22 protein-coding genes are annotated in these 23,260 nt (G+C 68.4%); 8 read left to right on the top strand and 14 right to left on the bottom strand.

What is annotated here, in order from left to right; translation table 11 throughout:
* Positions 1 to 540: 540 nt before the first annotated feature.
* Positions 541 to 1,131 (bottom strand): DUF4360 domain-containing protein, encoded by a 591-nt coding sequence (locus Apa02nite_RS39850; protein WP_198170856.1) that lies wholly within the window; start codon positions 1,129 to 1,131, stop codon positions 541 to 543.
* A 435-nt stretch (positions 1,132 to 1,566) separates the two neighbouring features.
* Here Apa02nite_RS39850 and Apa02nite_RS39845 point away from each other — a divergent pair, with 435 nt between their 5' ends.
* Positions 1,567 to 2,193: a DUF4360 domain-containing protein gene (locus Apa02nite_RS39845; RefSeq protein ID WP_239164872.1), complete on the top strand. Its 627-nt coding sequence runs from the start codon at positions 1,567 to 1,569 to the stop codon at positions 2,191 to 2,193.
* A 303-nt stretch (positions 2,194 to 2,496) separates the two neighbouring features.
* Entirely contained in the window at positions 2,497 to 3,492 is a 996-nt protein-coding gene (locus tag Apa02nite_RS39840; protein WP_203829674.1) for a S66 peptidase family protein, read from the top strand.
* 12 nt (positions 3,493 to 3,504) lie between these two features.
* Here the strand turns inward: Apa02nite_RS39840 and Apa02nite_RS39835 are convergent, their stop codons facing one another.
* Positions 3,505 to 3,723 (bottom strand): hypothetical protein, encoded by a 219-nt coding sequence (locus tag Apa02nite_RS39835; protein WP_203829673.1) that lies wholly within the window; start codon positions 3,721 to 3,723, stop codon positions 3,505 to 3,507.
* 304 nt (positions 3,724 to 4,027) lie between these two features.
* Here Apa02nite_RS39835 and Apa02nite_RS39830 point away from each other — a divergent pair, with 304 nt between their 5' ends.
* The gene (locus Apa02nite_RS39830) at positions 4,028 to 4,942 is read left to right on the top strand and encodes a thermonuclease family protein (RefSeq protein WP_203829672.1); all 915 of its coding nucleotides are present in this window, start codon (positions 4,028 to 4,030) and stop codon (positions 4,940 to 4,942) included.
* Between the two features lie 40 nt (positions 4,943 to 4,982).
* Here Apa02nite_RS39830 and Apa02nite_RS39825 read toward each other — a convergent pair whose 3' ends face one another.
* The 3 genes from Apa02nite_RS39825 to Apa02nite_RS39815 form a co-directional block, all read right to left on the bottom strand.
* Positions 4,983 to 6,614 (bottom strand): type 2 periplasmic-binding domain-containing protein, encoded by a 1,632-nt coding sequence (locus tag Apa02nite_RS39825; RefSeq protein WP_239164871.1) that lies wholly within the window; start codon positions 6,612 to 6,614, stop codon positions 4,983 to 4,985.
* Positions 6,615 to 6,675: 61 nt separating this feature from the next.
* Positions 6,676 to 7,569, bottom strand: coding sequence for a carbohydrate ABC transporter permease (locus tag Apa02nite_RS39820; protein ID WP_067692455.1), 894 nt, complete (start codon positions 7,567 to 7,569; stop codon positions 6,676 to 6,678).
* The gene (locus tag Apa02nite_RS39815) at positions 7,566 to 8,540 is read right to left on the bottom strand and encodes an ABC transporter permease (RefSeq protein ID WP_203829670.1); all 975 of its coding nucleotides are present in this window, start codon (positions 8,538 to 8,540) and stop codon (positions 7,566 to 7,568) included. Before Apa02nite_RS39815 ends, Apa02nite_RS39820 begins: the two co-directional genes overlap by 4 nt.
* Positions 8,541 to 8,614: 74 nt before the next feature.
* On the opposite strand from Apa02nite_RS39815, the gene Apa02nite_RS39810 reads away from it, so the two are divergent.
* The 4 genes from Apa02nite_RS39810 to Apa02nite_RS51490 all read left to right on the top strand — a co-directional run bounded on the left by Apa02nite_RS39810 (position 8,615) and on the right by Apa02nite_RS51490 (position 13,996).
* Positions 8,615 to 9,769 carry an ROK family transcriptional regulator gene (locus Apa02nite_RS39810; RefSeq protein ID WP_203829669.1) on the top strand — a complete coding sequence of 385 codons (1,155 nt, stop codon included), beginning with the start codon at positions 8,615 to 8,617 and terminating at the stop codon, positions 9,767 to 9,769.
* Between the two features lie 37 nt (positions 9,770 to 9,806).
* Entirely contained in the window at positions 9,807 to 12,257 is a 2,451-nt protein-coding gene (locus Apa02nite_RS39805; RefSeq protein WP_239164870.1) for a X2-like carbohydrate binding domain-containing protein, read from the top strand.
* Positions 12,258 to 12,986: 729 nt separating this feature from the next.
* Entirely contained in the window at positions 12,987 to 13,568 is a 582-nt protein-coding gene (locus Apa02nite_RS39800; protein WP_203829668.1) for a hypothetical protein, read from the top strand.
* Between the two features lie 149 nt (positions 13,569 to 13,717).
* On the top strand, positions 13,718 to 13,996 hold the full coding sequence (locus Apa02nite_RS51490; RefSeq protein ID WP_239164869.1) for a transcriptional regulator: 279 nt from the start codon (positions 13,718 to 13,720) through the stop codon (positions 13,994 to 13,996).
* 143 nt (positions 13,997 to 14,139) lie between these two features.
* On the opposite strand, the gene Apa02nite_RS39790 is transcribed toward Apa02nite_RS51490, so the two are convergent.
* Positions 14,140 to 15,096: a TIGR03885 family FMN-dependent LLM class oxidoreductase gene (locus tag Apa02nite_RS39790; protein ID WP_203829666.1), complete on the bottom strand. Its 957-nt coding sequence runs from the start codon at positions 15,094 to 15,096 to the stop codon at positions 14,140 to 14,142.
* An 81-nt stretch (positions 15,097 to 15,177) separates the two neighbouring features.
* Here Apa02nite_RS39790 and Apa02nite_RS39785 point away from each other — a divergent pair, with 81 nt between their 5' ends.
* A complete protein-coding gene (locus tag Apa02nite_RS39785) occupies positions 15,178 to 16,008 on the top strand; it encodes a HEAT repeat domain-containing protein (protein WP_203829665.1) in 831 nt (276 codons plus the stop codon).
* A 107-nt stretch (positions 16,009 to 16,115) separates the two neighbouring features.
* Here Apa02nite_RS39785 and Apa02nite_RS39780 read toward each other — a convergent pair whose 3' ends face one another.
* From Apa02nite_RS39780 to Apa02nite_RS39745, 8 genes are all read right to left on the bottom strand, one after another.
* Positions 16,116 to 17,096 (bottom strand): hypothetical protein, encoded by a 981-nt coding sequence (locus tag Apa02nite_RS39780; protein ID WP_203829664.1) that lies wholly within the window; start codon positions 17,094 to 17,096, stop codon positions 16,116 to 16,118.
* Positions 17,093 to 17,239, bottom strand: a complete 147-nt coding sequence (locus tag Apa02nite_RS39775; RefSeq protein ID WP_203829663.1) for a hypothetical protein — start codon at positions 17,237 to 17,239, stop codon at positions 17,093 to 17,095. The genes Apa02nite_RS39780 and Apa02nite_RS39775 overlap by 4 nt, the downstream gene beginning before the upstream one ends.
* A gap of 224 nt (positions 17,240 to 17,463) precedes the next feature.
* Positions 17,464 to 18,216, bottom strand: coding sequence for an SDR family NAD(P)-dependent oxidoreductase (locus tag Apa02nite_RS39770; RefSeq protein ID WP_203829662.1), 753 nt, complete (start codon positions 18,214 to 18,216; stop codon positions 17,464 to 17,466).
* 19 nt (positions 18,217 to 18,235) lie between these two features.
* The gene (locus Apa02nite_RS39765) at positions 18,236 to 19,516 is read right to left on the bottom strand and encodes an enolase C-terminal domain-like protein (RefSeq protein WP_067692204.1); all 1,281 of its coding nucleotides are present in this window, start codon (positions 19,514 to 19,516) and stop codon (positions 18,236 to 18,238) included.
* A complete protein-coding gene (locus Apa02nite_RS39760) occupies positions 19,513 to 20,334 on the bottom strand; it encodes a fumarylacetoacetate hydrolase family protein (protein WP_203829661.1) in 822 nt (273 codons plus the stop codon). Before Apa02nite_RS39760 ends, Apa02nite_RS39765 begins: the two co-directional genes overlap by 4 nt.
* Positions 20,331 to 21,158: an amidohydrolase family protein gene (locus Apa02nite_RS39755; protein ID WP_203829660.1), complete on the bottom strand. Its 828-nt coding sequence runs from the start codon at positions 21,156 to 21,158 to the stop codon at positions 20,331 to 20,333. The genes Apa02nite_RS39760 and Apa02nite_RS39755 overlap by 4 nt, the downstream gene beginning before the upstream one ends.
* Positions 21,155 to 22,114, bottom strand: a complete 960-nt coding sequence (locus Apa02nite_RS39750; protein ID WP_203829659.1) for an aldo/keto reductase — start codon at positions 22,112 to 22,114, stop codon at positions 21,155 to 21,157. Before Apa02nite_RS39750 ends, Apa02nite_RS39755 begins: the two co-directional genes overlap by 4 nt.
* Positions 22,115 to 22,119: 5 nt before the next feature.
* On the bottom strand, positions 22,120 to 23,205 hold the full coding sequence (locus Apa02nite_RS39745; RefSeq protein ID WP_203829658.1) for a mandelate racemase/muconate lactonizing enzyme family protein: 1,086 nt from the start codon (positions 23,203 to 23,205) through the stop codon (positions 22,120 to 22,122).
* Between the last annotated feature and the right edge of the window lie 55 nt (positions 23,206 to 23,260).

Below are 23,260 nucleotides of genomic sequence, written 5' to 3'. Positions count from 1 at the left end.
AGTTCAGTGTGCCCAGCCCCGAGGCACAGGTGGACTGCAGGGACCGCTCCACGCTGGCGCTTCGGATGCTTCGCTTCGACTACAGGTCAGATTCTTCAAGAACGCCTCCATGGTTTCGAGGGGGCGGCCCCCGATCCGGTGAATCGAGGAGCCAGCCACTTCTGGAAGGCCGCCCGCATACTCTTCTACCGCAGATCGCGCACTACGAGATAAGGCAGTTTGCGGTGCCCTAACCGCTGCTGAGCGGAGAGACGCTGTGGATCGGGTGATGGAAGCACTGATCGCGAGTATCGCCGCCCTCGAGACCGTCCTCCACCAGCACCAGGATGATCGATCGGCCGGTAGCGCCGTTGAGGAGATCGGGTACCACCTCGGCGAGATGGAGCCGGATGAGCGCTACGAGTTCGACGCCGCCATCGAACGCGTCGCTGTCAAGCTTGACGAAGCGTCCACCTCGCCTTGCCCCGCGCCCTGCCGGCCGGGACGCCGAGCCGCCAGGCCCGCTCGGGACCGAGGCCGCCCGACGTCCCGGCACCACGGTCAGTGGCAACGCATCCAGGAAAAGTGGTAGATCGTCTCGATGCTGCCGTCGGTGGAGTCCATCGTCAGGTAGCTGACGTCGGTCGAGGTGCCCTTGGTGACCCGCAGCTCGGTGTTGATGTTGAGGTTGCGCTGCTCGCCACAGGGGCGGAAGACCTGCGACGCGATCGGGATCTCGTCCGTGGCGATCCAGTTGTCGTCCAGGGGCGCGGCGATCGGGTGGTTGGCATAGCTGCCCATCGACATGCCCTGGAAGTAGTAGTTCGCCCGCTGCTGGGCGGTCGCGCCGCGCTGCAGGAATCCGTATCCCCGGTAGTCCACCTTGGCGATCGCGAAGGTGTACCCGGACGGCGCGTTGACCAGCACGTTGAGCTGGCAGTTCTTGCGGTTTTCGGTGACCGGGACGCTGGGGCCGGCCTGCGCCAGGTAGGCACTGTAGATCGCGGTGAACGCGGAGTGGTCCGGCGAGATCGCGACGTCGGCGGTCCCCGGCGCGCAGCCCGAGCCCGCCATGGCGACCAGCTGGATGGAGATCTCGTCGGTGGGCGGCGGGTCGGTGAGAATGAGCCCCGCGGACGCCGGCGATGCCATGAGCAGCGAAGACGTGAGGACCGCGAGCGCAAGGCCGGCACGAGTTAACAAATCTTTCATTCTTTATCCCTTCGAGTTCGAGGCTGGCCGGAGTCAAGCTATTGATTGGCTTCAATGTAAGTCAATAGTCGACGCCCGGGTCGGCGAGGTTCTTGATGCCCATCGAGAAAGAGGTCGACGAGGCATGAACCCGTCCATAAGCCGCTTACACGCTGACATCTTGCCGGATATATACGCTTTTGGCAGGGATCTCGGCCCGCCGTCGGCCACCCGCCCCGCACGCTGCACAGTTCGATATAGATCAATGTAAAATTGATGCTTGTGTATGACTGATCAGCGCTACTACGGTTGTCGCGGATGTGACGGCAGCCGTTCTGGAATGACTCAAGAGTCAATGCGGTCGTCCCTGATAAACCCATGCCCGGAAGGATTTTTATGAAAAACAGCAACCGCGTCTTGACGGCCGCGCTGGCCACGGCCCTCGCGCTCCCGCTCGGCACCCCCGCACACGCCGCCACCGGAGCCGCCGCGGCCAGGATCACCGTCGAGGTGATCGCCGCCAGCGGATCGGGCTGCGCCCCGGGCACCGCCTCGGTCTACAGCAACGGCGACGACACCGGGTTCCGGGTCAGATATAACGACTTCGTCGCCGCGGCGGGCGGGGACGCCGACATCGTCGACCGTCGCAAGAACTGCCAGCTCGGCGTCCTGGTGACCGTCCCGGACGGCTGGACCATCGCCATCGCCTCGGCCAACTACCGTGGCCGGGCGAACCTGAAGTCCGGAGCGAGCGCCCTGCAGCGCACCAGCTACTACTGGCAGGGGTCCTCGGCGACCGAGCGCAAGGACGTGACGTTCAGCGGGCCCTGGTCCGGCCTCTGGACGACCTGGGACGTGGCCCCCGTGCTGACCTACTCCGGGTGCGGCACACAGAGCGTCCTCAACGTCAATACGGAGTTGCGGGTCAACGCCGGCTCCTCCACCGGCACCAGCACGATGTCGATGAACACCACCGAGGGCGATGTCGACACCCTCTTCAACTTCAGCCTGTCCTCCTGCTGACCTCGATGAGCGGGCCTTCCCGGAGACGGAGGGCCCGCTGAGTCGACCGCACCTCACCGGTCCGCCCCCGGCGGACGAAGCAGCAGGCGACCAGCCGTGCCGCTGTCAGCGGCCGGCGGCGGGCCCATCACCGGCAGTTCGCCCTACGCGGCCAGCCCGGCGCCCCCGGCCGCGCAGGGTGACGGCGTCGAGAACCGCCGCGCTGGTCTCCACCGGCATGCGGTGACGAAAACCAAGATTTTGTACGACATAGCTGTTCGTAAATGAGTCGCCTGTCGGGGCGGGTCTGCGGATGATGCTTCGGTGACCGATTCTGACTCGCCTCAGCTGCTGCGGCCCCGGGCGCTGCGGCCCGGGGATCTCGTGGTGATCGCCTCGCTGTCCGGGCCGCTGCCGGCGATGTACGAGCCGCACGTCGAGCAGACCGTGGCCGTACTCAAAAGGTGGGGTTTTCGGGTTCGGCGGGCGCCGCTGCTCGACGTCGGGCGGCAGCGGTGGTGGAGTGCGGCCACGCCGGCCGAGATCGCCGCGGAGCTCAACGGCCTGCTCCGTGACCCTGAGGTTCGGGCGATCATCGCGGCGGACGGCGGTATGACCGCGTTCGGCTACCTCGACCTGGTCGACCTCGACGCGGTCCGGGCCGACCCGAAGCCCATCCTCGGCTACAGCGACATCTCCCTGCTGCACCTGGCGCTCTACGCCCGCACCGGCCTGGTCGGGTTCCACGCCGACATGGCCGTGCCCGGCTTCGGCGGGCACTGGCAGACCGCGCCGCCGGAACGCCGGGCGGAGCTCGAGGCGCTGTACCAGAAGCTGCTGACCGGCACCGAGGCGATCGGTGCGCTGCCCGCGAGCCCGTCGTGGGAGTGCTGGCGCGCCGGGCAGGCCGAGGGCCGGCTGATCGGCGGGGTGGTCAACCGTCTCGCGCTGGTGCAGGCGACCCGGTTCGCGGTGCCGCTGGAGTGGTTCGACGGCGCGGTGCTGTTCTGGGAGGAGATGGGCGGCCACACCTCGCACGTGTGGACGTATCTGCAGGTCCTGCGGCACGCCGGCATCCTCGACCGGATCTCCGGCATGGTGGTGGGCGTGCCGCGCGAGATCGCCGGACTGGAGTCGCCAGGCGCGTCACCGTCGCTGGCCGAGATCGTCCTCGACGTGCTCGGTGACCGGGACATCCCGGTGCTGGGCAACGTCGAGTTCGGCCACGCCGGCCCGAACCTGCCGATGCCGGTCGGCCTGCGGGCCGGCCTCGACGCGGGCCGGCGAACGCTGGCACTGCTCGAACCGGCGACCCGATGACAAAACCCGCGGCTACCGGCGCTGCCGGACGATCTCTTCGGCCAGAACCTCCTCCAGGTTCTCGTACCAGCTGCCGTCATAGTTGCCGCTCGCCATGTAGATCGTGCCGGTCGGGGACGCCACGAACTGCCGAGATGTCCCGGAACCGGAGGGGGACGAGAAACGCGTGTCGCCAGTGAGGTACGGCGGGAGCTCCGTCGGGTTGGCGTACATGTTGGCGCGCAGATCCACTTTGTCGAAGTATCTTCCGATGCCGGTGCCGGGGATGATGACCTGGTCACCGGGGCTGTTTGCTGTCGGCCTTGTCCGTACGCGCCGCGGCCCTGCGGATGGCGTCGTCCAGCGGAATGGCGTTCCTTCGTGACAGTCGTCCGGTGTCGTCGGCTGCCGTCGGCTCGGAACACCGACCCTGCCCGAGTACGCCCGGGACCACCATCGGCGGATGGGACGGATCAGGGACGGTTGCCTGGTCGCGCGGCCCGGCCACGCCTAATCTCACCGATACGACAGGCATGTACGGCGAGGGAGGAGACCGGTGACTTACACGTTGCTGCAGGGAAAGTTCGTCATCCGGTATTCCGACCTGCCCCGGCAGGGCCCGGAGCCGGACGGCGACACCGTCAAGTTCCTTCCGGACACCCCGGCACTGGTCCAGACGCTGCCGCGCCGCTCGGGCGCGCCACCGGACATCAACCGCCGGGGCATCTCGGTGCGGCTGGAGGCGGTCGACGCCCTGGAGACGCACTTCGGCGGGACACATCAGGAGTTCGCCGGGGCGAACGCGGCCCGGGACCGCTTGCTGGACCGGCTCGGCTTCACCAGCGTCAGATTCTTCCCCGACCTGCCGAACAAGATCGAATCAGCCGACCAGGACACCGTACGCGGGCACGTGCTGTCCAACGGCATCGACGCCAACGGTCGAATGATCGCGTTCGTGCACGCCGGCGAGCACAGCGACCCGGACGGATCCAGGATCTTCGTCGACGAGGCGGGGGTCGACCGCTCGGTCAACGCCGAGTTGCTCGGCATCGGTCTCGCCTACCCGGCCTTCTACACCACCTTGCCGGCCACGCTGCGCACCCACCTCGCCCAGCAGTCGATCACGGCCCGCGCCAAGGAGTCGGGGCTCTGGCCGCGAGCCACCGCCGACCGCGACGGGGCGGCCACCGTCACCGGCCTGGACACCCTGCAACAGCTGGTCATCTGGCCCAAGCTCTTCCGCCGGATCGTGCCCTACCTCGCCGCCGGCCACACCGGCTTCGACGACTTCGACGCGTGGCTGCGCGACGACCCGGTCAACCGCGATGACCGGGTGTTCCGGCTGGACACACTCGAGGCCGCCCGCCTCCACGACATCATCGAGGGCCACGGCGACACCGTCCGGATGACCGTGTGGCCCGAGGACTTCGTCATCGACCCCGACCCCGCGCCGGCCCCCGGCGTGCGCTGAGACGCCCAGCCGGTCGTCGCTGACCGGCTGGGCGCCCGCCTCACTTACCGGACTTGTACTTGTCGTACGCCTGCTGGTTGAGCTCCAGGTACCGCTTCATCCCGACCCCGTCCAGGCCGCCGACCCAGGTGTCCCATTCGGTGTCGATGTTCTTCGTGCCGGTGATGAAGCCCAGCTCGCCCTGGCTGACGTAGCTGTCCAGGTTCGTCTTCAGGGTGCTCAGCTCCGAGACCGTGCTCGGGTCGGCCCAGACCTGCGCCTCCGGGTAGACCTTGGCCTTGTCCACGTGCGGCTCGTAGATCTTCGACGCCTCGAACAGGCGCCGCTCGAGGCCGGTCTCGTCGTAGATGTCCTTCGGTACGGCCTGCGCGTTCCGCAGCGCGAGCGTCATGTTGTACTGCCCCAGCGAGTCCCAGGTGACGTTCTTCGGCACGTCCGCCGACGGCAGCGACTTCCAGGTCGGCTTCACACCCTCGTCGAGCGCGATGTCGGTGGCGCTGGGCTTGACCCAGCCGACACCCTCCGGCCCGGCGTTGACGACCAGCTGGCCCTCGTCGGTGTAGATGTAGTCGAGCATCTTGATCGCCGCGATCCGGGCCTCTTTGCTGGACTTGTTGGTCAGCATGAAGGTGTAGCCGGTCGAGGTCGGGTTGTTGTACGCGGTGTAGCTCTTGCCGGCCGGCCCGGTCAGCGGCGGCGCGGCGTCGTACTGCTTGTCGCGCCCGTCCTTGGAGCCGAGCTGGACGAAGATGCCGGGGTAGAGCACCGGCGAGGAGCCGACCCGGACCGCGGCCGGGTTGTTGCCGGTGGCCTGCAGCGCCTCGGCGTTCTGGGTGAAGGAGGCCTGGTCGATCAGGCCCTCCTTGTAGAGCGAGTTGATGTACTTGAGGCCCTCGCGCCACTCCGCCTTGTCGACCGGTGTCTCCACGGTGTCGCCGTTGAGCTGCAGCAGCGACGGGATGCCGTTGCTGGCCCCGAACGGCGCGTAGGCGAACGCACCCATCAGGTACCCGATCAACGTGCTGTCCTGCGTGTCGGTGGTCAGCGGGATCTCGTCGGCCTTGCCGTTGCCGTTCGGGTCCTTGGTCTTGAAGGCCTGCAGGACGGTCCGCAGCTCCTCGGTGGTCTTCGGCATCTCCAGGTTGAGCTTCTTCAACCAGGAGGAGTTGATCCAGAGCTTGTTCCAGTAGGTGCAGTGGTAGCAGTCGGACCACTGCGGCAGGGCGTAGATGTGCCCGTCCGGCGCCGTCGACATTCCTTTGAGTACGGGGTTGGCGTCCAGCGCCTTCTGCAGGTTCGGCGCGTTCTCCTTGATCAGATCTTCCAACGGTACGGCGACACCCTGCTGGCCGAGCTTCTGCACCTCGGTCTTGGTGAACGCGTCGACGTACGGGATCAGCAGGAACATGTCCGGATAGTCGCCGCTGGAGATGGCGATCTGGCGCTTCTCCTTGGCCGGCCCGCCGTCCATCGTGGTGGTGTCGAACTGGAACTTGATCTTGAACTTGTCGCTGAGCATCGTGGTGATCGCGTTGGTGTCGAGCTTCTTGTCCGGGTCGGCCGGGGCCAGCGCCGTGATGACGACCTTGTCGCCGTCCATCTTCGCCGCGGGGGCGCTGTCCTTGTCGGCCGAGCTGCAACCGGCCGCGACCAGGGTCGTGGCGACGGTCATGGCGGTGACTGCTCGTCTCAGGGAACGGGTTGCCATATCTGCTCCAATCGTGAAAATGCGATTAGCCCTTGACCGCGCCGACCATCACGCCCTTGGTGAAATGGCGCGCCACGAAGGGGTAAATGATCAGTACCGGCAGGCTCGAGATGACGATGAGCGCGTACCGCAGCACGTTTGCCAGCTGCTGCTGGCGCATCGACTCCGCGAGGTCGATGGCGCCGGTACGAGGAGTGTTGAGAATGAGGATGTTGCGCAGCACGATCTGCAGCGGGAAAAGATCGGGGTCCTTGAGATACACCAGCGCGTCGAAATAGGTGTTCCACTGGTAGATCGTGTACATCAGCGCGAGCACGGCCAGCAGCGGTTTCGACAGCGGCAGCACCACCGAGCGCAGCACCCGCAGGTCGCTCGCCCCGTCCAGCGCGGCCGCCTCGTAGAGCTCGTCCGGGATCGAGTTGGCGAAGAACGTGCGGGCGATGATGACCTGCCAGACCCCGATCGCACCGGGGATCAGCAGCGCCCAGCGGGTGTTCAGCATGCCGAGGTCGTGGACCACCATGTAGGTCGGGATCAGGCCGCCGGAGAACAGCATGGTGAAGATGAGCAGCGTCATCACCACGTTGCGCCCGTAGAACGTGGTGCGCGACAGCGGATAGGCGATGGCCACGGTCAGCGTCACGCTGATCGCCGTGCCGGCCACCGCGTAGATCAGCGAGTTGTAGTACCCGCTCAGGACCTCGGAGTTGCTCAGCGCCGAGCGGTACGCCTCGAGCGAGAACTCGACCGGCCAGAAGCTCACCCGGCCGGCGTTGACCGCGGCCGGGCTGCTGAACGAGCTGGCCACGATGTAGACCAGTGGCAGCAGGACCAGGCCCAGCACCACGGCGAGCATGACCTTGATGACGATCAGGGAGAAACGGTCGCGGAACGGCTCGCGGATCTTCGTCGTGCTCATCGCCACAATCCGTTCCCGGTGACCCGTTTGGCGACGAAGTTGACCGCCAGCAACAGGCAGAGATTGACCACTGAGTTGAACAGCCCCACCGCGGTGGCCATGCTGAAGTCCGCGTTGATCAGGCCGGTCTTGTAGACGTACGTCGGGATGATTTCCGATTGGGCGAGGTTGAGATTGTTCTGCAGCAGATAGGCCTTCTCGAACCCGATCGCCATCATGTTCCCGACGCCGAGGATCAACATGATCACCGCGGTCGGCATGATGCCGGGCAGGTCGACGTTCCAGATCCGCTGCAGCCGGCCGGCCCCGTCGATCTTGGCGGCCTCGTGCAGCGCGGGATCGATGCCGGCCAGCGCGGCCAGGTAGATGACGGCCGAGTAGCCGGCCGTCTGCCAGACGTCGGTCCAGACGTAGATGTGGCGGAAGAAGTCCGGCTCGGCGAGCAGGTTCATCGGCTCGACGCCGACCAGCCCGAGTCCCTTGCTGACCAGGCCGACCTGCGGGGACAGCACCAGGATGGTCATCGAGACGACCACCACGGTGGAGATGAAGTACGGCGCGTAGGTGACCATCTGCACGGTGCGCTTGAACCACCCGGTGCGGATCTCGTTGAGCGCGAGCGCCAGCAGGATCGGGATCGGGAAACTCGCCAGCACCAGGTAGAAGGCCAGGATGAAGGTGTTCTTCAGCAGGGAGCCGAAGACCGGGTTGGTGAACAGCAGCTCGAAGTTGCGCAGGCCCACCCACTCGCTGCCCCACGGGCCGAGGACCGGGCTGTATTCCTTGAACGCGATGACGTTGAAGGCCATCGGGATGTACTTGAAGATGACGAAGTAGGCCATCGGCACGCTGACCAGCAGGTACAGCTGCCAGTGCGTCCGCCAGGCCTGCTGCGCCTGGGACCAGCGACTGCGCCGCGGCGCCGCTGACGGTGACGGCGCCGCCGACCGGCCGCCGATCTCGGGAAACATGGCCGAAACCTAGGCTCAATAATTTCCTTCGTCAAGTATTGATTTTCGCCGAAGCGCTGTCCTACCGTTCGGCCATGTTCGCCGAGCCCGAAACCACCGCACCGGCGATGACCGCCGTGCTGGCGGCCGTGCTGACCGGAGGTCCACTGAGCCGGGTCGCGCTGGCCCGCCGGCTCGGGCTGTCGCAAGCCGCCATCACCCGGGCGGCCCAACCCCTGATCAAGCGGGGCTACCTGCGGGAACTGGCCGCCACCGAACGCTCCGGGCCCGGCGCCGGGCGACCGGCCAGCCCGCTGGCCATCCGGCCGGACCGGGAGTTCTTCCTCGGCGTGAAGATCACGGCCGACGAGCTGATCGGCGTGGTCTGCGATCTCGGCGCGCGGGTCCGGGCCGCCGCCCGCCGGCCGCTGACCGGCACGGACGTCGAGCACGTCCTCACCGAGCTGGGCGCGCTCGTCGACGAGTTGCTCGACGGCCCCGGCAACCTGCGCGCCCGGACCCGCCGGCTCGGCCTGGCCGTCTCCGGCGACGTGCACCGCCCCACCGGCCTGGTCCGCTACTCACCGTTCCTGCGCTGGCACGACGTCGCGCTGCAACAGCGCGCCGAGCAGCTCACCGGACTGGCCGTCACGGTCGAGAACGACGTGAAAGCCCTGACCATCGCCGAGCACTGGTTCGGCGATGGCGCCGGGGCGGAGTCGTTCGCCCTGGTCACCGTCGGCACCGGGATCGGGTGCGGGCTGGTCGTGGACGGCAAGCTGGTCTCCGGCGCGCACGGGGTGGCCGGCGAGATCGGGCATCTCGGCGTCGACGTCAACGGGCCGCCGTGCCACTGCGGCGGGCGCGGCTGTGTCGAGGCGATCGCCGGCACCGACGCGATCGTCGGGCGCGCCCGGGAGCGTTCCGGGCGGCCGGATCTCACCTTCGACGACGCGGTGGCCCTCGCGCGCTCCGGGAACGTACGGATAAATGCAGTTTTTGCCGAAGCGGGCCTGGCCATCGGCTGCGGTCTCGCGGCCGTCGCGAACCTGGTCGGACCGGCCCGGATCGTCGTCTCCGGCGAGGGCCTGGCCGCCTACGACCTGTTCGACGAGCACATCCGCACCGGTTTCGAACGCCAGGCGTTCGGCGCCGCCGCCACGTGCCCGCTGACCATCCGGCCGCTGCCCTTCGAGCAGTGGGCGCGCGGCGCGGCGACGGTGAGCATCCAGACCTTTGTCACGTCCTGACAACTCTCCCCGCTCTCGTTCACCAGGAGGTTCGACCGTGCGGTCACCGATACGTTCCATCGGCGCCCTGGGCGCCACGATGCTCATGCTGCTGGGAAGCCATCCGGCACAGGCGGCTCCATCGCCGAAGCCGAGTCCGCCGCCGGTCCCGGCGCCGCTGGCCACCTCCGGCGACACGCCGGCAGCGTCCACGCCCGACCCCTGGGCGGTAAGGCCCTACATGGGCTGGAGCAGCTACAGCATGCAGGTCTACTCCGGCAACGGTAAGTGGATCACCGGCGACCAGCTGATCAAGCAGTCCGACGCGATGCACGCCAAACTGCAGAAGTACGGCTACAACTACATCAACGTCGATGCCGGCTGGAACGACGGGGTCGACGCCAACGGCCGGCCCACACCCAGCGCCACCCTCTACCCGAACGGCCTGCAGAAGGTCATCGACCACGTGCACAAAAACGGTCAGAAGTTCGGGCTCTACATGATCCCGGGCATCTCCCCCGCCGTCTACGAGGCGAGCCTGCCGATCGCCGGCGCACCCGGCTGCACCACGCACGACATCGTCAAGCAGCCAGTGCAGCAGGCCGACTACTGGAAGATCGGCTACCGGATCGACTTCGCGAACCCCTGCTCGCAGAAGTACATCGACTCGATCGTCGACAAGTTCGCGCAGTGGGGCGTCAACTTCGTCAAGTTCGACAGCGTCACGCCGGGCTCCGGGATCAGCGACCTCTCCCTCGACGCCCGCGACGACGTGGCCGCCTGGTCGTCGGCGCTCAAGAAGCACAAGATCTGGTTCGAGCTGTCCTGGGCGCTCGACCCCACCTACGCCGACTACTGGCGCAGCAAGGCGAACGGCTGGCGCGTCGACTGGGACGTCGAGTGCTACTGCGCCAACGAGGCGCTCACCCAGTGGCAGAACATCGCCCGGCTCTTCCCGGACGTCGCGACCTGGTGGCGCCACGCCGGCAACGGCGGATGGAACGACCTGGACTCGCTCAACATCGGCAACGGCGCCATGGACGGCCTGACCCAGGACGAACGGCGCACCGCGATGACCCTGTGGGCGGTCTCCGCCGCTCCCCTCTACCTCGGCAACGATCTGACAAACCTTGATGCGTACGGACTGAGCCTGCTCACCAACCCCGAGGTGATCGCCGTCGACCAGGCCGGCACCCCGGCGCGCCCCGTCTCCGCGACCGCGCAGCAGCAGGTCTGGTACGCGCTCAACGCCGACGGCAGCTACACCGTCGCACTGTTCAATCTCGGTCGCACCGACAAGGACATCACCGTGAACTGGTCGGACATCGGCCTGACCGGCGCGGCCACCGTCCGTGATCTGTGGGCCCGCAAGGACCTGGGGCGGTTCCCGGCCAAGTTCACCGCGGCGACCGTCCCGATCCACGGCGTACGCCTGCTCAAGGTCACGCCGCAGCCGGGTGCCGCGATCGCGGTCAACGACGACGCGCTGCGCGTGAACTACCAGGGTGAATGGACCCGCAACGGCGGCACCGAGGTCGCCGCCACCACCCAGCCGCTGAACCTGACCCTGACCGACACCGGCACCACCGCGCCGCCGTCCACCAGCGGCCCGGTCCGCACCGTCACCCACGACGACACCGACCAGGGCATCGCCTACGCCGGGACGTGGTCGCAGAGCACCGGCCGCGGGCTCGGCGACTACCAGGACAACGTGCACTACACCGAACGTGACGGTGACTCGTTCCAGTACACGTTCCAGGGCACCGGCGTCTCCTACGTCACCGAGCTGGACACGTCGCAGGGTGACGTCGACATCTACCTCGACGGCCAGTTCGTCAAGACCGTCAGCGCCGCCCGCGAGCAGGGCCAGCCGCGCCTGGCCCAGCAGACCGTGTTCACCGTCAACGACCTGCCGAACGGCAGCCACGTGCTGATGGGCGTCAAGAAGTCCGGTTCGTACCTGCTCGTCGACCGGATCGACGTGCTGCAGCCGAGCCTGCTCGACCCGCCGGCGGCGACGTTCGACCGCAAGGCGCCCGCAGACGTACCGGTCAAGCTGCTGCGCGACGGCAGCGAGTTCACCGGCGTCGCGCTCGCCGACACCGCCCTCAAGCCGGGCACCGACTTCACCCTGTCCGGCTCGACGGTCACGCTGCGTGCGGCCTTCCTCGCCGGTCTCCCGCTCGGCGCCGCGCAGCTCGACTTCACCTTCCGCGGCGATCATCTGGACGACGTGCACGCCACAAAAATCAACGGCAATGCGATTTCGTACGCCTTCGTAGGCACCGGCGTCGACTGGATCACCGCGACAGGTCCCGACCAGGGCCTGGTCGACATCTACATCGACGGCACCTTGGCGCGCCGCGTCGACACGCACAGTGCAGTGCGCGCCACGCAGCAGCTCGCCTTCAGCGTGTCAGGCTTGAAGAACAAGCAGCACACCATCAAGGCGGTAAAGGTGTCCGGCGACATGATGCGCACCGACGTCATCAGGTACCGCATTCGCTGATGAGCAGAGGTGGGCCGGTCCGCCGGCCCACCTCTCATCGCGGGCACACCGTCATTTCGCCCGCGGAATGCGCCCGCGCTCGACTTTGGACTGCGAAAATGCCGGACGATTCAGTACCGATTTCACGTCTCCCCCACCCTGGCCCTTCGAGAGCGTGATCCTCCTGCTGGCCACCGGGGCGGCCCTGGTCTGGGGCGGCTCGATGCTGCTGCGCGTACCAGGCTGACGGTTCTACAGGTAGTCGAAGAACCGCCGGAACCACGTCACCGCGGAAGGCCCGAACACCCATTGATTCGGGCCTATATAGGGCCCATCGAGGATGCGCTCCGGGACGAGCCGGAGCTGCATCTCGGCCGACACCCGCTCGACACGGCGGTAATCATCCGGGTCTACCGGCGGTGTCCGGCCGTAGCCGGGCGCGGTCCGGTACGACAGGCAAGCACCGACGACCAATCCGCATCATCCGCCGCCATGGTGGACCCGGCACCGGCGCCCGGAGGCGGGATCGGGTCGACCGCCAACTCCCGAAGGCGCTGCACTGTCGTATCGGCGGATCGGCGCGAACAGGTCAACCGTCGACATCGGCGGCATCGTTGTCCCCGTCCTGGCCACCCCTCAAGGCGGGTCCGAAACTGGCGAGCATCGAATCCACCCGAACCGGTGGACCCATCGCAGGCCGACGCCGGTCACCGCGCTGTCTCTGACCACCATTGCCTCAATATACTCTCCATGGCAGAGTTCTCCCTCATGGAGAGTGTTTCGTTCGATGAACGCCGTGAGCTCGATCAGCTGCGCGATCGCGTGCGTGCCACGCGCCGGGCTACCTCCGGGCCGCTCCTGGTGTTCGGCGTGGCGATCACGGTCTTTGCCGTCTATGACGGCACGGTCAGCTACGCGTTCGTGCCGTTGCCGCTCTACTGGCCGCTGTGCACGCTGGTCGCGCTTCTCGCGCTGACCGGTATGGACCGGATGCGCCGCGGGCGCACGGGTGTGGGTGCGGGTCCTTTCTCGTATGGGAAAGCGGCCGTCCTCCTGGCGGCGGTCGTCCTCGCCGGAAGCACCGTGTGGTTCTTCCCGTTCACAAAGTTACTGCTCTGGCCCGCGACAGTGCTGACCGTCCTGGCTGTGCGGCAGGGCAACCGGCCACTCGCGGTCCGGTCCGGCATCATCGGCACCGTGATGATCGCCGGGTGGGCCTTCGACGGCCCGGTGCCCGGCGGCTGGTTGCACCCCTTCGTGATGGGTGCCGGCGGGGTAGCGCTGATCGTGCTGGGTCTCGTGTGGCGCGGACGCGAGCGGACCATCGCATGATCGAGCACACTCAGCGGCCCCCCTCGCTGGTCGAGCCGGGGGCGCCGGCCGCTCCGCTGCGACGTCCCGAGTCCGGGGCGCTTGCTGTTCCTGAGTCGCTTCCCGCTTCCGAGCCGGCGTCGCATCCTGCGCTTGAGCTGGATGAGCTGGTGCACCAGAAGACCCGGCTCGCTCTGCTCGCCGTGCTTGACGAGGCGGGCCGTGCCGATTTCCCCTATCTCAAGCGGCTGCTCGGCCTCACCGACGGCAACCTCGGGCGGCACCTGGAGACCCTCGCCGGTCAGTCGCTGATCGCGATCGAGAAGGGACACGAGGGCAGACGGCCACGCACCTGGGCGGCGATCTCTCCGGCCGGACGGGCGGCACTGGCCGCCGAAATGGACCTGCTGGCCGCGATAGTCGAGCGTTTCCGCAACGCCCGCAACTGACGGCCGGCACCATGCCGGGCGCGGTCCGGTGCGTGCGGCGAGGCGTCGTGGGCGGCAAGCCAGGCCGTCTGCAGCAGGGAAACCGCTGGGTCGTGCTCAGAGCCATGAGGCGGAGGCTGATTCCGCCTCCGCCTCATGTACAGCTACCGCAAAGCCGGCAACACCTTGGCCCCGAACGTCTCGATGAACGGCATCAGATCCTGCCCGACGTGATGCAGATAGATACGGTCGAAGCCGAGCGCCGCGTACCCCCGCAGCCACTCGACATGCGCCTCGAGATCGGCCGAAACGTTCACCACCTCGCGCACCTGCTCGATCGTGACGTTCTCGCCGATCACGTCGAACTGTTCGACCGTCTCCAGGTCCCAGCAGACCGGCGGCCGGAAGACGTTGCTGCGCCACTGGTCATGAGCGATCGCCTCGGCCTCGTCCTGCGTCGGCGCCCAGCTCAGATGCACCTGCAGGCAAACCGGCCCCTTGCCACCCGCATCCCGATACGCCGCGATCATCGCCTGCAGTTGCTCGGTCGGCGCGTTCACGGTGACGAGCCCATCAGCCCACCCCGCGCACCAGGCCGCGGTCTTCGTGCTCACCGCAGCCCCGATCAACGCCGGCGCCTCGGCAGGCCGGGTCCACAACTTGGCCCGGTCCACGGTGACCAACCCGTCCCGGGTGACCTCCTCACCGGCCAGCAGCGAACGGATGACGTCCACCGACTCCAGCAGCCGCGCCTCCCGCACCTCTTTCCGCGGCCACGGCCCGCCGGTGATGTGCTCGTTGCTGTACTCCCCGCTGCCCAGCGCCGCCCAGAACCGGCCCGGGAACATCGACCCGAGCGTCCCGATCGCCTGCGCGATGATCGCCGGGTGATAGCGCTGTCCCGGAGCGTTGACCACACCGAACGACAGGTTCGTGGCCTGCAGCGCCGCACCCAGCCACGACCAGGCGAACGCGGACTCACCCTGCCGGCTGCTCCACGGCGAGAAATGGTCGGAACACATCGCGGCTTCGAAGCCGTGCCGTTCCGCCGCGATCACCGCGGCGAGGAGGTCGGCGGGCGGGATCTGCTCGTGCGAGGCATGGATTCCGTACTCCGTCATGACCCTGGCGGTACCCCGCCGTCCCCTTCCGCAACCAACCACCCGCACGACCGGCGAGCCGTGGCGCGTATGGTTCGGGCGGTGAATCCCGCTGACCTGCAGGGCCTTCGATCGGGATCTCTCGAGACCCGCGAAGCCCACCTCACTGTTCTACTCGACCGGGCCCGCACGCACGGTGACGAGTCGGCGATCGCGGCACTGCACGCGCTCGTCCGCGACTACCGGGATTTCCACCGCTCGCTGTATTCGCGGGCGATGAACCACGCGGACGTCTTCGCGGACGCGAGCCTGCAGGAGCCGCTGCTGGCCGCGCTCGCCGACACCCGTTACAACTGCCAGGCCTGGGCCGTCATGGGTTGCACCGCCATGGGCATCCGGGCCGCCGTACCCCAGCTCGTCACCCTCCTGGACCACCCGCAGTGGCTGGTCCGCGGCGAGACGGTGACCGCGCTGTCCGCTCTGGGCGACGCCTCGGTAGTTCCCGCGCTGCGCCCGCTGCTCAGCGACGAGGCCGACTGGCTTCGCCAGCGAACCGCCGACGCCCTGGCCCACATCGGCGGCGACGCGGCGCTGGAAGCCCTCTGGTACGAGTTCGAGCACCGCCAGTTCCCCCGGATCGGCTACATCGCCAGCACCCTGGCCTTGTTCACCCCGGAGGTCGTCCCCCGCCTGCTGACCGCCGCCGACAGCCCCGACCCGGACCGGCGCTATTGGGCGGCCGTGGCCCTCGGCTCAACCGGCGACGACCAGGCAATCCCGACCTTGGAACGCCTGATGGCCACCGACCGAGGCACAACCGTCTTCGACGGCGAAGTCCGCACCGCGGCCAAGAAAGCCCTGCGCACCCTCCGCCGCATCAAAGCCGCCATCGCCGACCGAGACACCGCCAAACCCCAACCCGCCCCCCACTGACGACCACAAACCAGATTCAAAACCCCGCTTCGGTACGAAGGAATCACCGCGGCGGGGCAGTCGCGGGCACGACATGCCCCTCCACTGTCAGCCGAGGGCTGGCGACCTCAAATATTGCGCAGCGCAAGAATATTGTTGATAGTCCGCTCGCGCCCACCGGAGAATCTGACCTTAGTCACCTCGATGTCGGCTTCAACTCGTTTGTTGAAATGCCGTTCCAGGTGACCCGTGAGTTCCTCGCCCGTACTGGCCTGAATGATCTCGCCGTCTTCGGTCCTGATTTCCACCTTGCTGCGGAATGCACTGGCCGAGCCGAGCAAACCTGCCACGGTAACCCTCTGCGCTTCGGCGAACTCGCTGTGTTCACACAAATACCGAACCCGCTGAACGCCTGACGTGCTCCAATCGCTACGTCTGGCCTGTCGGCCCTGGGCGTACCAGGCCACCCGCATGCCGACTCCAGCGCTATTGAGCCCTGCCGTCAAGGCGCCGATATGTTTCATCGACCGCGGCCCGAGCGGAGCAAGTCGTTCAGTCAGCAGCTCATCGGAGAGGCTGGCGCCTTCGGACAGGTCGACGATGTCCAACACTCGTTCCACAGCTTCATCCAGGATCGTCCGGAATTCTCCTACCCAGTCGGCGAGCAGGCCGCTTTCTTCCACATCGGTGGAAGGCCCATACATAGCCACACCGAACGACGATGGAAAGGTCGCCACGGCACTGAGCGTCGTGGCCTCCCGAATCTCGCGAGGAATGGCGGCGACACTGGTCGGGCGCCCGGCGAGCGCTTGCGCCACAGCCGATATCGACTCTTGAAGGTTGCTGAGGAAGGGACCCAGTGTCGATACCGGCACCGAGTGATCGGCCGTAACGTCCCCAGTGAGGGCAACCTCTATACGTCGCCGGACACCTGCGTCCGCATGCTCCCCGGCGGCATCCAGGAGCCGCCTTCGTTGAACGTCGGCGAACTCCTCCGGCGTAGTTGACGTTTCTCGAGCCTCATGCGGGAGCGCGTTCCGTATCTGCCTCATCCACTCACGAGCGGCATCACGATCGGGCAACTCAGGCACCGGAACGGTCGGTGTCACAGCAGCACCTCCACGTATCCCCGGCGCGGCGTGCCCGGAATTCCGTGCCCGGCGGTCACCTTGACTCGCTGCCATACTTCGTCGTACAGGCCGATATCTCTGAACGAGGTGGCGTCGGCCTGAGTCAGCAATACGGGAAGCATCTGTGACACTGGCCGGGGCTCCGGAAGCCGGACCACGTAGGCATCGACCCTAGCTCGTCCAGGGAAGCCGCGTACCGACCAGGCGGGAGACACCCAGTCGTCGGATCGAACTCCGGCAAGCAGCTCAATTGGCGCGATACTCCCTCCGAAGCCAACGGCTAAGCGATCGTAGCTTCCCGGAAATCACCACGACCAGATCAAAACCCCACTTTGGTACGAAGGAATCACCGCGGCGGGGGCAGTCGCAAGCCGGACATTCCCCCGTCCACGGCCAGGGACATGCCCGTGGTGGCGCCGGAGGCCGGGGACGCCAGGTAGGCGACCGCGCCGGCCACCTCCGCGGCCGTCACCAGGCGGCCGATCGGCTGACGGCCGGACAGCCGGGCGCGCTCCCCCACCGGATCGTCGGTGCGGGCCAGCAGCCGTTCCACCCACGGCGTGTCCACAGTCCCGGGGGCCACGCAGTTGACCCGGATGCCCTCGCCGACCAGGTCCGCGGCGGTCGAGAGGGTCAGAGCGTGCACCGCACCCTTCGACGCCGAATACAGCGCCCGCTGCACCAGCCCAGCGGTCGCCGCGATCGACGAGACGTTGACGATCGAGGCGGCCGCGGAGGAGCGCAGATACGGCAAGGCGGCCGTCGTCGCGCGGGCGATGCCGATCACGTTCACGTCCAGGACGCGGTGCCATTCGTCGTCGTCGTTGGTGTCGATGCCGCCGACCGCGCTGATGCCCGCGTTGTTGACCAGGATGTCGATGCCGCCGAACTCCTGGGCCACGGCGGCCATCGCCGCGGTCAGGGAGTCGCGGTCGCCGACGTCGGCGATCACCGGCAGCAGGCCGTCGGCCGGGTCGCCGGGGTTGAGGTCGAGCACGCCGACCCGGGCGCCGCCGGCGCGCAGCTCGGCGGTGACTGACGCGCCGATGCCGGAACCGCCGCCGGTGACGACCGCGACCAGGTTGGTGAACGATGTCATGGAGGACCCTTTCGAGTGGTCAGGCCCATGCCGGCCCGTCCGGATAGGCGAAGCGGTGCAGGGTCTCGGGGCGGATCTCGGCCGAGAAGCCCGGTGCGGTGGGCAGCTGGTAGGCGCCGTTGCGGATCACCACCGGGTCGAGGAAGTGCTCGTGCAGGTGGTCGACGTACTCGATGGTGCGGTCCTGCAGGGAGCCGGAGACCGCGACGAAGTCGAAGACCGACAGGTGCTGGACCAGCTCGCACAGGCCGACCCCGCCGGCGTGCGGGCAGACCGGGCGGCCGTATTTCGCGGCCAGCAGCAGGATCGCCACGTTCTCGTTGACGCCGGCGACCCGGCAGGCGTCGATCTGCACCACGTCGACCGCGTCGGCCTGCAGCAGCTGTTTGAAGACAATGCGATTCTGTACGTGCTCGCCGGTCGCCACCCGGATGCCGGCCGGGCGGAGCTGCCGCCGGATCGCCGCGTGCCCGAGCACGTCGTCGGGGCTGGTCGGCTCCTCGATCCACCACGGCCGGTACGGGGCGAGCGCGGTCATCCACTCCACCGCCTGCGCCACGTCCCAGCGCTGGTTGGCGTCGACCGCGATCCGTACGCTGTCGCCGACCGCGCCCCGGGCCAGCCGCAACCGGCGGATGTCGTCCTCGAGGTTGTCACCGACCTTGAGTTTGATCAGGGTGTAGCCGTCGGCGACCGCCTCACCGGCCAGCCGGACCAGCTTCTCGTCGCTGTAACCGAGCCAGCCCGGTGACGTGGTGTACGCCGGATAGCCGTGCTCGCGCAGCAACGCGATCCGGTCGTCGCGGCCGGGGCGGGCCGCTTCGAGCAGGTCGATCGCCTCGGCCGGGGTGAGCGCGTCGCTCAGGTAGCGCCAGTCGACCAGGTCGGTGACCTGCTGCGGGGTCATGTCGGCGAGCAACTGCCAGACCGGTTTGCCGGCGGCCTTGGCGGCCAGGTCCCACGCCGCGTTGATCAGCGCCGCGGCGGCCAGGTGGACGACTCCCTTCTCCGGGCCGAGCCAGCGGATCTGCGAGTCGTGGGTGAGCCGGCGCGCGAACTCGCCGAGGTCGTCGATCGACTGGCCGATCACGAACGGCACGAGCGCGTCGATCGCCGCCCGGCAGATCTCGTTGCCGCGCCCGATGGTGAACGTGAACCCGTGTCCGGCCAGGCCGTTGTCGGCGCGCAGGATCACGTACGCGGCCGAGTAGTCCGGGTCGGGGTTCATCGCGTCCGAGCCGTCGAGATCCCGGGAGGTGGGGAACCGGATGTCGTGCGAGGTGACCGCCGTGATCTTCACTCGGTCACCACGCTGCGCTGCCGGCCGAGCCCGGTGATCTCCATCTCGACCACGTCGCCGGCACCGAGGTACGGGAACCGGCCGCTCAGCGCGACGCCCTCCGGTGTCCCGGTGTTGATCAGGTCGCCGGGTTCGAGGACGGTGAACTGGGACAGGTGCCAGATCAGGTACCCGACGTCGAAGATCATGTCCGCGGTGCTGGAGTCCTGCCGGGGCGCGTCGTTGACCCAGGAGCGCAGCCGCAGCGGGAAGCCGACCTCGTCCGGCGTGACCAGCCACGGCCCGAGCGGGTTGAACGTCTCGCAGGACTTGCCCTTGGACCACTGCCCGCCGGACCGGTCGAGCTGGTATTCACGTTCGGACACGTCGTTGGAGAGCACGTAGCCGGCGATGTGCCCGGCGGCGTCGGCGGGCGAGTCCAGGTAGCGGGCGGTCTTGCCGATCACCACGCCCAGTTCGACCTCCCAGTCGGTGCGCCGGGAGCCGCGCGGCAGCCGGATGTCGTCGTCCGGGCCGATCACGGTGTTCGGCGCCTTGTAGAAGAGGATCGGTTCGGCGGGTGGCTGCGCCCCGGACTCGGCGGCGTGCGCGGCGTAGTTCTGCCCGACGCAGAGCACCACACCCGGCCGGGCGATCGGCGCGCCGCGGCGCTCACCGGAGATGTCGATGTCGGGCAGGCCGTCGACGGTGGCGATGCCGCCCGCGGCGAGGAACGCGCCGGTGATGTCGGCGGTCACCGCGGACAGGTCGTAGAAGCGGCCGCCGCTCTCGGCGATCGGCCGCTCGTGCCCGGCGGGACCGACTCGCAGGTACTTCACATCAGCTCCAGGTGATAGGTGTCGATCGCGGTGCCGCCGAAGACGTCCGCGCGCAGGCCGCCGAGCAGCTCGGCCAGGACGTCCTTGACCTGCGCATATGTTGCGGCGACCCCGAGGACGGGCCAGTCCGAGCCGAACATCAGCCGAGTGGTGCCGAACAGCTCGACCGCGGCCTGCACGTAGGGGCGCAGGTCCTCGGGCGTCCAGGTGTCCCAGTTGGCCTCGGTGACCAGGCCGGACAGCTTGGCGACCACGTTCGCCCGGGCGGCGACCGGCGTGATCAGTTCGCGCCACCGGTCGAACTCCCCGGCGGCGATCGGCGGCTTGCCCAGGTGGTCGAGGACGAAGGTGGTCTCCGGCAGCGCCGCGGCGGCGCGGGCCACCGACGGCAGCTGCGCGCTGCGGACCACCAGCTCGTTGACCAAACCGGCGGCCGCGACCGTGGCCAGCCCGGCGCGCACGTCCGGCCGGTCCAGGTGGTCGTCCGGCGCGGCCTGCACCTGGTCGCGGATGCCGACGAGCAGGTCCCCGCCCGGTGCGGCCCGGTGCCCGGCGATGGTCGCGGCCAGATCAGGATCGGTCAGCGCGGCCCAGCCGACCACACCGGCGATCTCCGGGGTCTGCTGCGCGAGACGCAGGAACGACCGCGTCTCGGCCGCCGTGCAGCGGCCGGCCTCCACCAGTACGGTGCGGCCGACGCCCGCGCCCCGGATGACGGTGCGCAGGTCGTCGACGGTGTAGTCGCGGCGGATCCGGGTCAGCGACGGGTCCTGCAGCCACGGGTAGTCGGCGGTCCACAGGTGATGGTGCGCATCGATGATCATGCGAGCAGCCCCTCGGCGCGCAGGTCGGTCCAGAGTGCTGCCGGGATCGGGGTGGCCGCCATCCGTACCGCGTCCTCGACCTCGGCCGGGGTGCGCGCGCCCACGAGCACGCAGGTCACCGCGGGGTGCTCGGCCGGGAACTGGATCGCGGCGGCGCGCAGCGGCACGCCGTGGCGGTCGCACACCGCGCGTATCGCCAGGGCCCGATCGAGCAGCGCCGGGTCGGCCGGCAGGTAGTCGTAGCGGGCGCCCGGCCGGGGATCGGCCAGCAGTCCGGAATTGAACACTCCGGCGGCGATCACCGCGACACCCCGCTCGGCGCACAGTGGCAGCAGCTCGGCGCCGCCGGACTGGTCGAGCAACGTGTACCGCCCGGCCAGCAGCACCGCGTCCAGCAGCCCGGTGCGTACCAGGTCGGTGAGCATCCCGGCCTGATTCATGCCGACCGACACCGCGCCGATCCGCCCCTGCTCGCGCAGCTGGACCAGCGCCGGCAGCGCCTCGGTCACCGCTTGATCGAGATGGTCGTCCGGATCGTGCAGATGCAAGATGTCCGCCCGCTCAAGACCGAGACGGATCAAACTCTCATGGTACGAACTGAGCACGCCGTCACCACTGAAGTCGAAGACCGGAGTCACGTCGGTGGGCTCGGCCCAGATGTCCTGAGTGTCGGCGCCTCCGCCGCGCAGCAGCCGCCCCACCTTGGTGGAGAGCGCGAACTCGGCGCGTGGCTTGCCCGCCAGCACCGTGCCGCTGCGCCGCTCGGACAGGCCGGTGCCGTAGAGCGGCGCCGTGTCGAAGTAGCGCAGTCCCAGCTCCCACGCGCGTTCCACGGTCTGCCGGGCCTGCTCGTCACCGACCGGCTCGAACAGCCCGCCCAGCGGCGCGAGCCCCAGCCCGAGCCGGGTGACGGACACGTCGGTGCGGCCGAGCCGTACCCGCTCGGTCGGATTCATCCCGCTCACTGGACTCTCCGGTCGTCGATGGCGTCGTGATCCCAGGCGATGCCCAGCCCGGGTGCGGAGGGGGCGAGCGCGTGGCCCTCGACGACCGTGATCTCGTCGTGGGTGATCGTGCGCAGCTGCGGGATGTGTTCGAGGTACCGGCTGTTCGGCACCGCGCAGCACAGGCTGACGTGCAACTCCATCAGGAAGTGCGGGCAGACCGTCAGGTTCGCGGCCTCGGCCAGGTGGGCGACCTTGAGCCACGGCGTGATGCCGCCGACCCGGGCCACGTCCACCTGGATCACGCCGGCCGCGCCGCGCCGCACGTACTCGGCGAACTGGCCGGCGGCGTACAGCGACTCGCCGACCGCGATCGGGATCGAGGTGGCCGCCGCGACCTGCTCGTGCCCGGCCACGTCCTCGGCGGGCAGCGGCTCCTCGAACCAGAACGGGTCGTACGGCTCCAGCAGCCGGGCGCGGCGGATCGCGTCGGCGGCGGTCAGCGACTGGTTCGCGTCGAGCATCACGTCGAAGTCCGCGCCGACCGCCGCGCGTACCGCGCCGAGCCGCTCGGCGTCCTGCGCCGGTGACCGGCCCAGCTTCATCTTGATGCCCGGCCAGCCTGCGGCCTGGCTGGCCCGGGCGCCGGTCACCAGCTGCTCGGTGCTCAGGTGCAGCCAGCCGCCTTCGGTGTCGTACAACGGAATTTGGTCCTTGGCGCCGCCGGCCAGGACCCACAGCGGCTGCCCGGCGGCGCGGCAGCGCCAATCCCACAGCGCGGTGTCGACGGCGGCCAGGGCCAGCGAGGTGATCGGGCCGACCGTGGTGGCCTTCGTCGTCAGGAACAAATCCCGCCAGACCGCCTCCACCCGGTGCGGATCCTGCCCCGGGAGCCGGGCCAGCAGGTTGTCGCGCAGCAGCGCGAGCACCGCGGTCCCGCCGGTGCCGATCGTGTAGCTGTAGCCGAGCCCCTCACCGCCGTCGTCGGTGCCGATCCGCACGAAGATCGTCTCCTGCTTGACGAACGTCTGCAGCGCGTCGGTGCGCACGGTTTCCACGGCCAGATCAACCAGGTACGCCTCGGCGTGAGTGATGACGGGCATGGGGCTCCCTCCTAACCGGCGCTCCTTTTCGTAGATCCTATAGGATCCAGGTAGA

The sequence above is a fragment of the Actinoplanes palleronii genome (assembly GCF_016862315.1).
Lineage (GTDB): Bacteria > Actinomycetota > Actinomycetes > Mycobacteriales > Micromonosporaceae > Actinoplanes > Actinoplanes palleronii.
This window is presented reverse-complemented; position numbering and strand designations above follow the sequence as displayed.

Bases quoted from the DNA above. Each gene is read 5' to 3' on its own strand.
- Apa02nite_RS39850 (WP_198170856.1), bottom strand. From the start codon at position 1,131: ATGGCATCGCCGGCGTCCGCGGGGCTCATTCTCACCGACCCGCCGCCC.
- Apa02nite_RS39845 (WP_239164872.1), top strand. From the start codon at position 1,567: ATGAAAAACAGCAACCGCGTCTTGACGGCCGCGCTGGCCACGGCCCTC.
- Apa02nite_RS39825 (WP_239164871.1), bottom strand. From the start codon at position 6,614: ATGACCGTCGCCACGACCCTGGTCGCGGCCGGTTGCAGCTCGGCCGAC.
- Apa02nite_RS39820 (WP_067692455.1), bottom strand. From the start codon at position 7,569: ATGAGCACGACGAAGATCCGCGAGCCGTTCCGCGACCGTTTCTCCCTG.
- Apa02nite_RS39815 (WP_203829670.1), bottom strand. From the start codon at position 8,540: ATGTTTCCCGAGATCGGCGGCCGGTCGGCGGCGCCGTCACCGTCAGCG.
- Apa02nite_RS39810 (WP_203829669.1), top strand. From the start codon at position 8,615: ATGTTCGCCGAGCCCGAAACCACCGCACCGGCGATGACCGCCGTGCTG.
- Apa02nite_RS39800 (WP_203829668.1), top strand. From the start codon at position 12,987: ATGGCAGAGTTCTCCCTCATGGAGAGTGTTTCGTTCGATGAACGCCGT.
- Apa02nite_RS39790 (WP_203829666.1), bottom strand. From the start codon at position 15,096: ATGACGGAGTACGGAATCCATGCCTCGCACGAGCAGATCCCGCCCGCC.
- Apa02nite_RS39775 (WP_203829663.1), bottom strand. From the start codon at position 17,239: ATGCTTCCCGTATTGCTGACTCAGGCCGACGCCACCTCGTTCAGAGAT.
- Apa02nite_RS39770 (WP_203829662.1), bottom strand. From the start codon at position 18,216: ATGACATCGTTCACCAACCTGGTCGCGGTCGTCACCGGCGGCGGTTCC.
- Apa02nite_RS39755 (WP_203829660.1), bottom strand. From the start codon at position 21,158: ATGATCATCGATGCGCACCATCACCTGTGGACCGCCGACTACCCGTGG.
- Apa02nite_RS39750 (WP_203829659.1), bottom strand. From the start codon at position 22,114: ATGAATCCGACCGAGCGGGTACGGCTCGGCCGCACCGACGTGTCCGTC.
- Apa02nite_RS39745 (WP_203829658.1), bottom strand. From the start codon at position 23,205: ATGCCCGTCATCACTCACGCCGAGGCGTACCTGGTTGATCTGGCCGTG.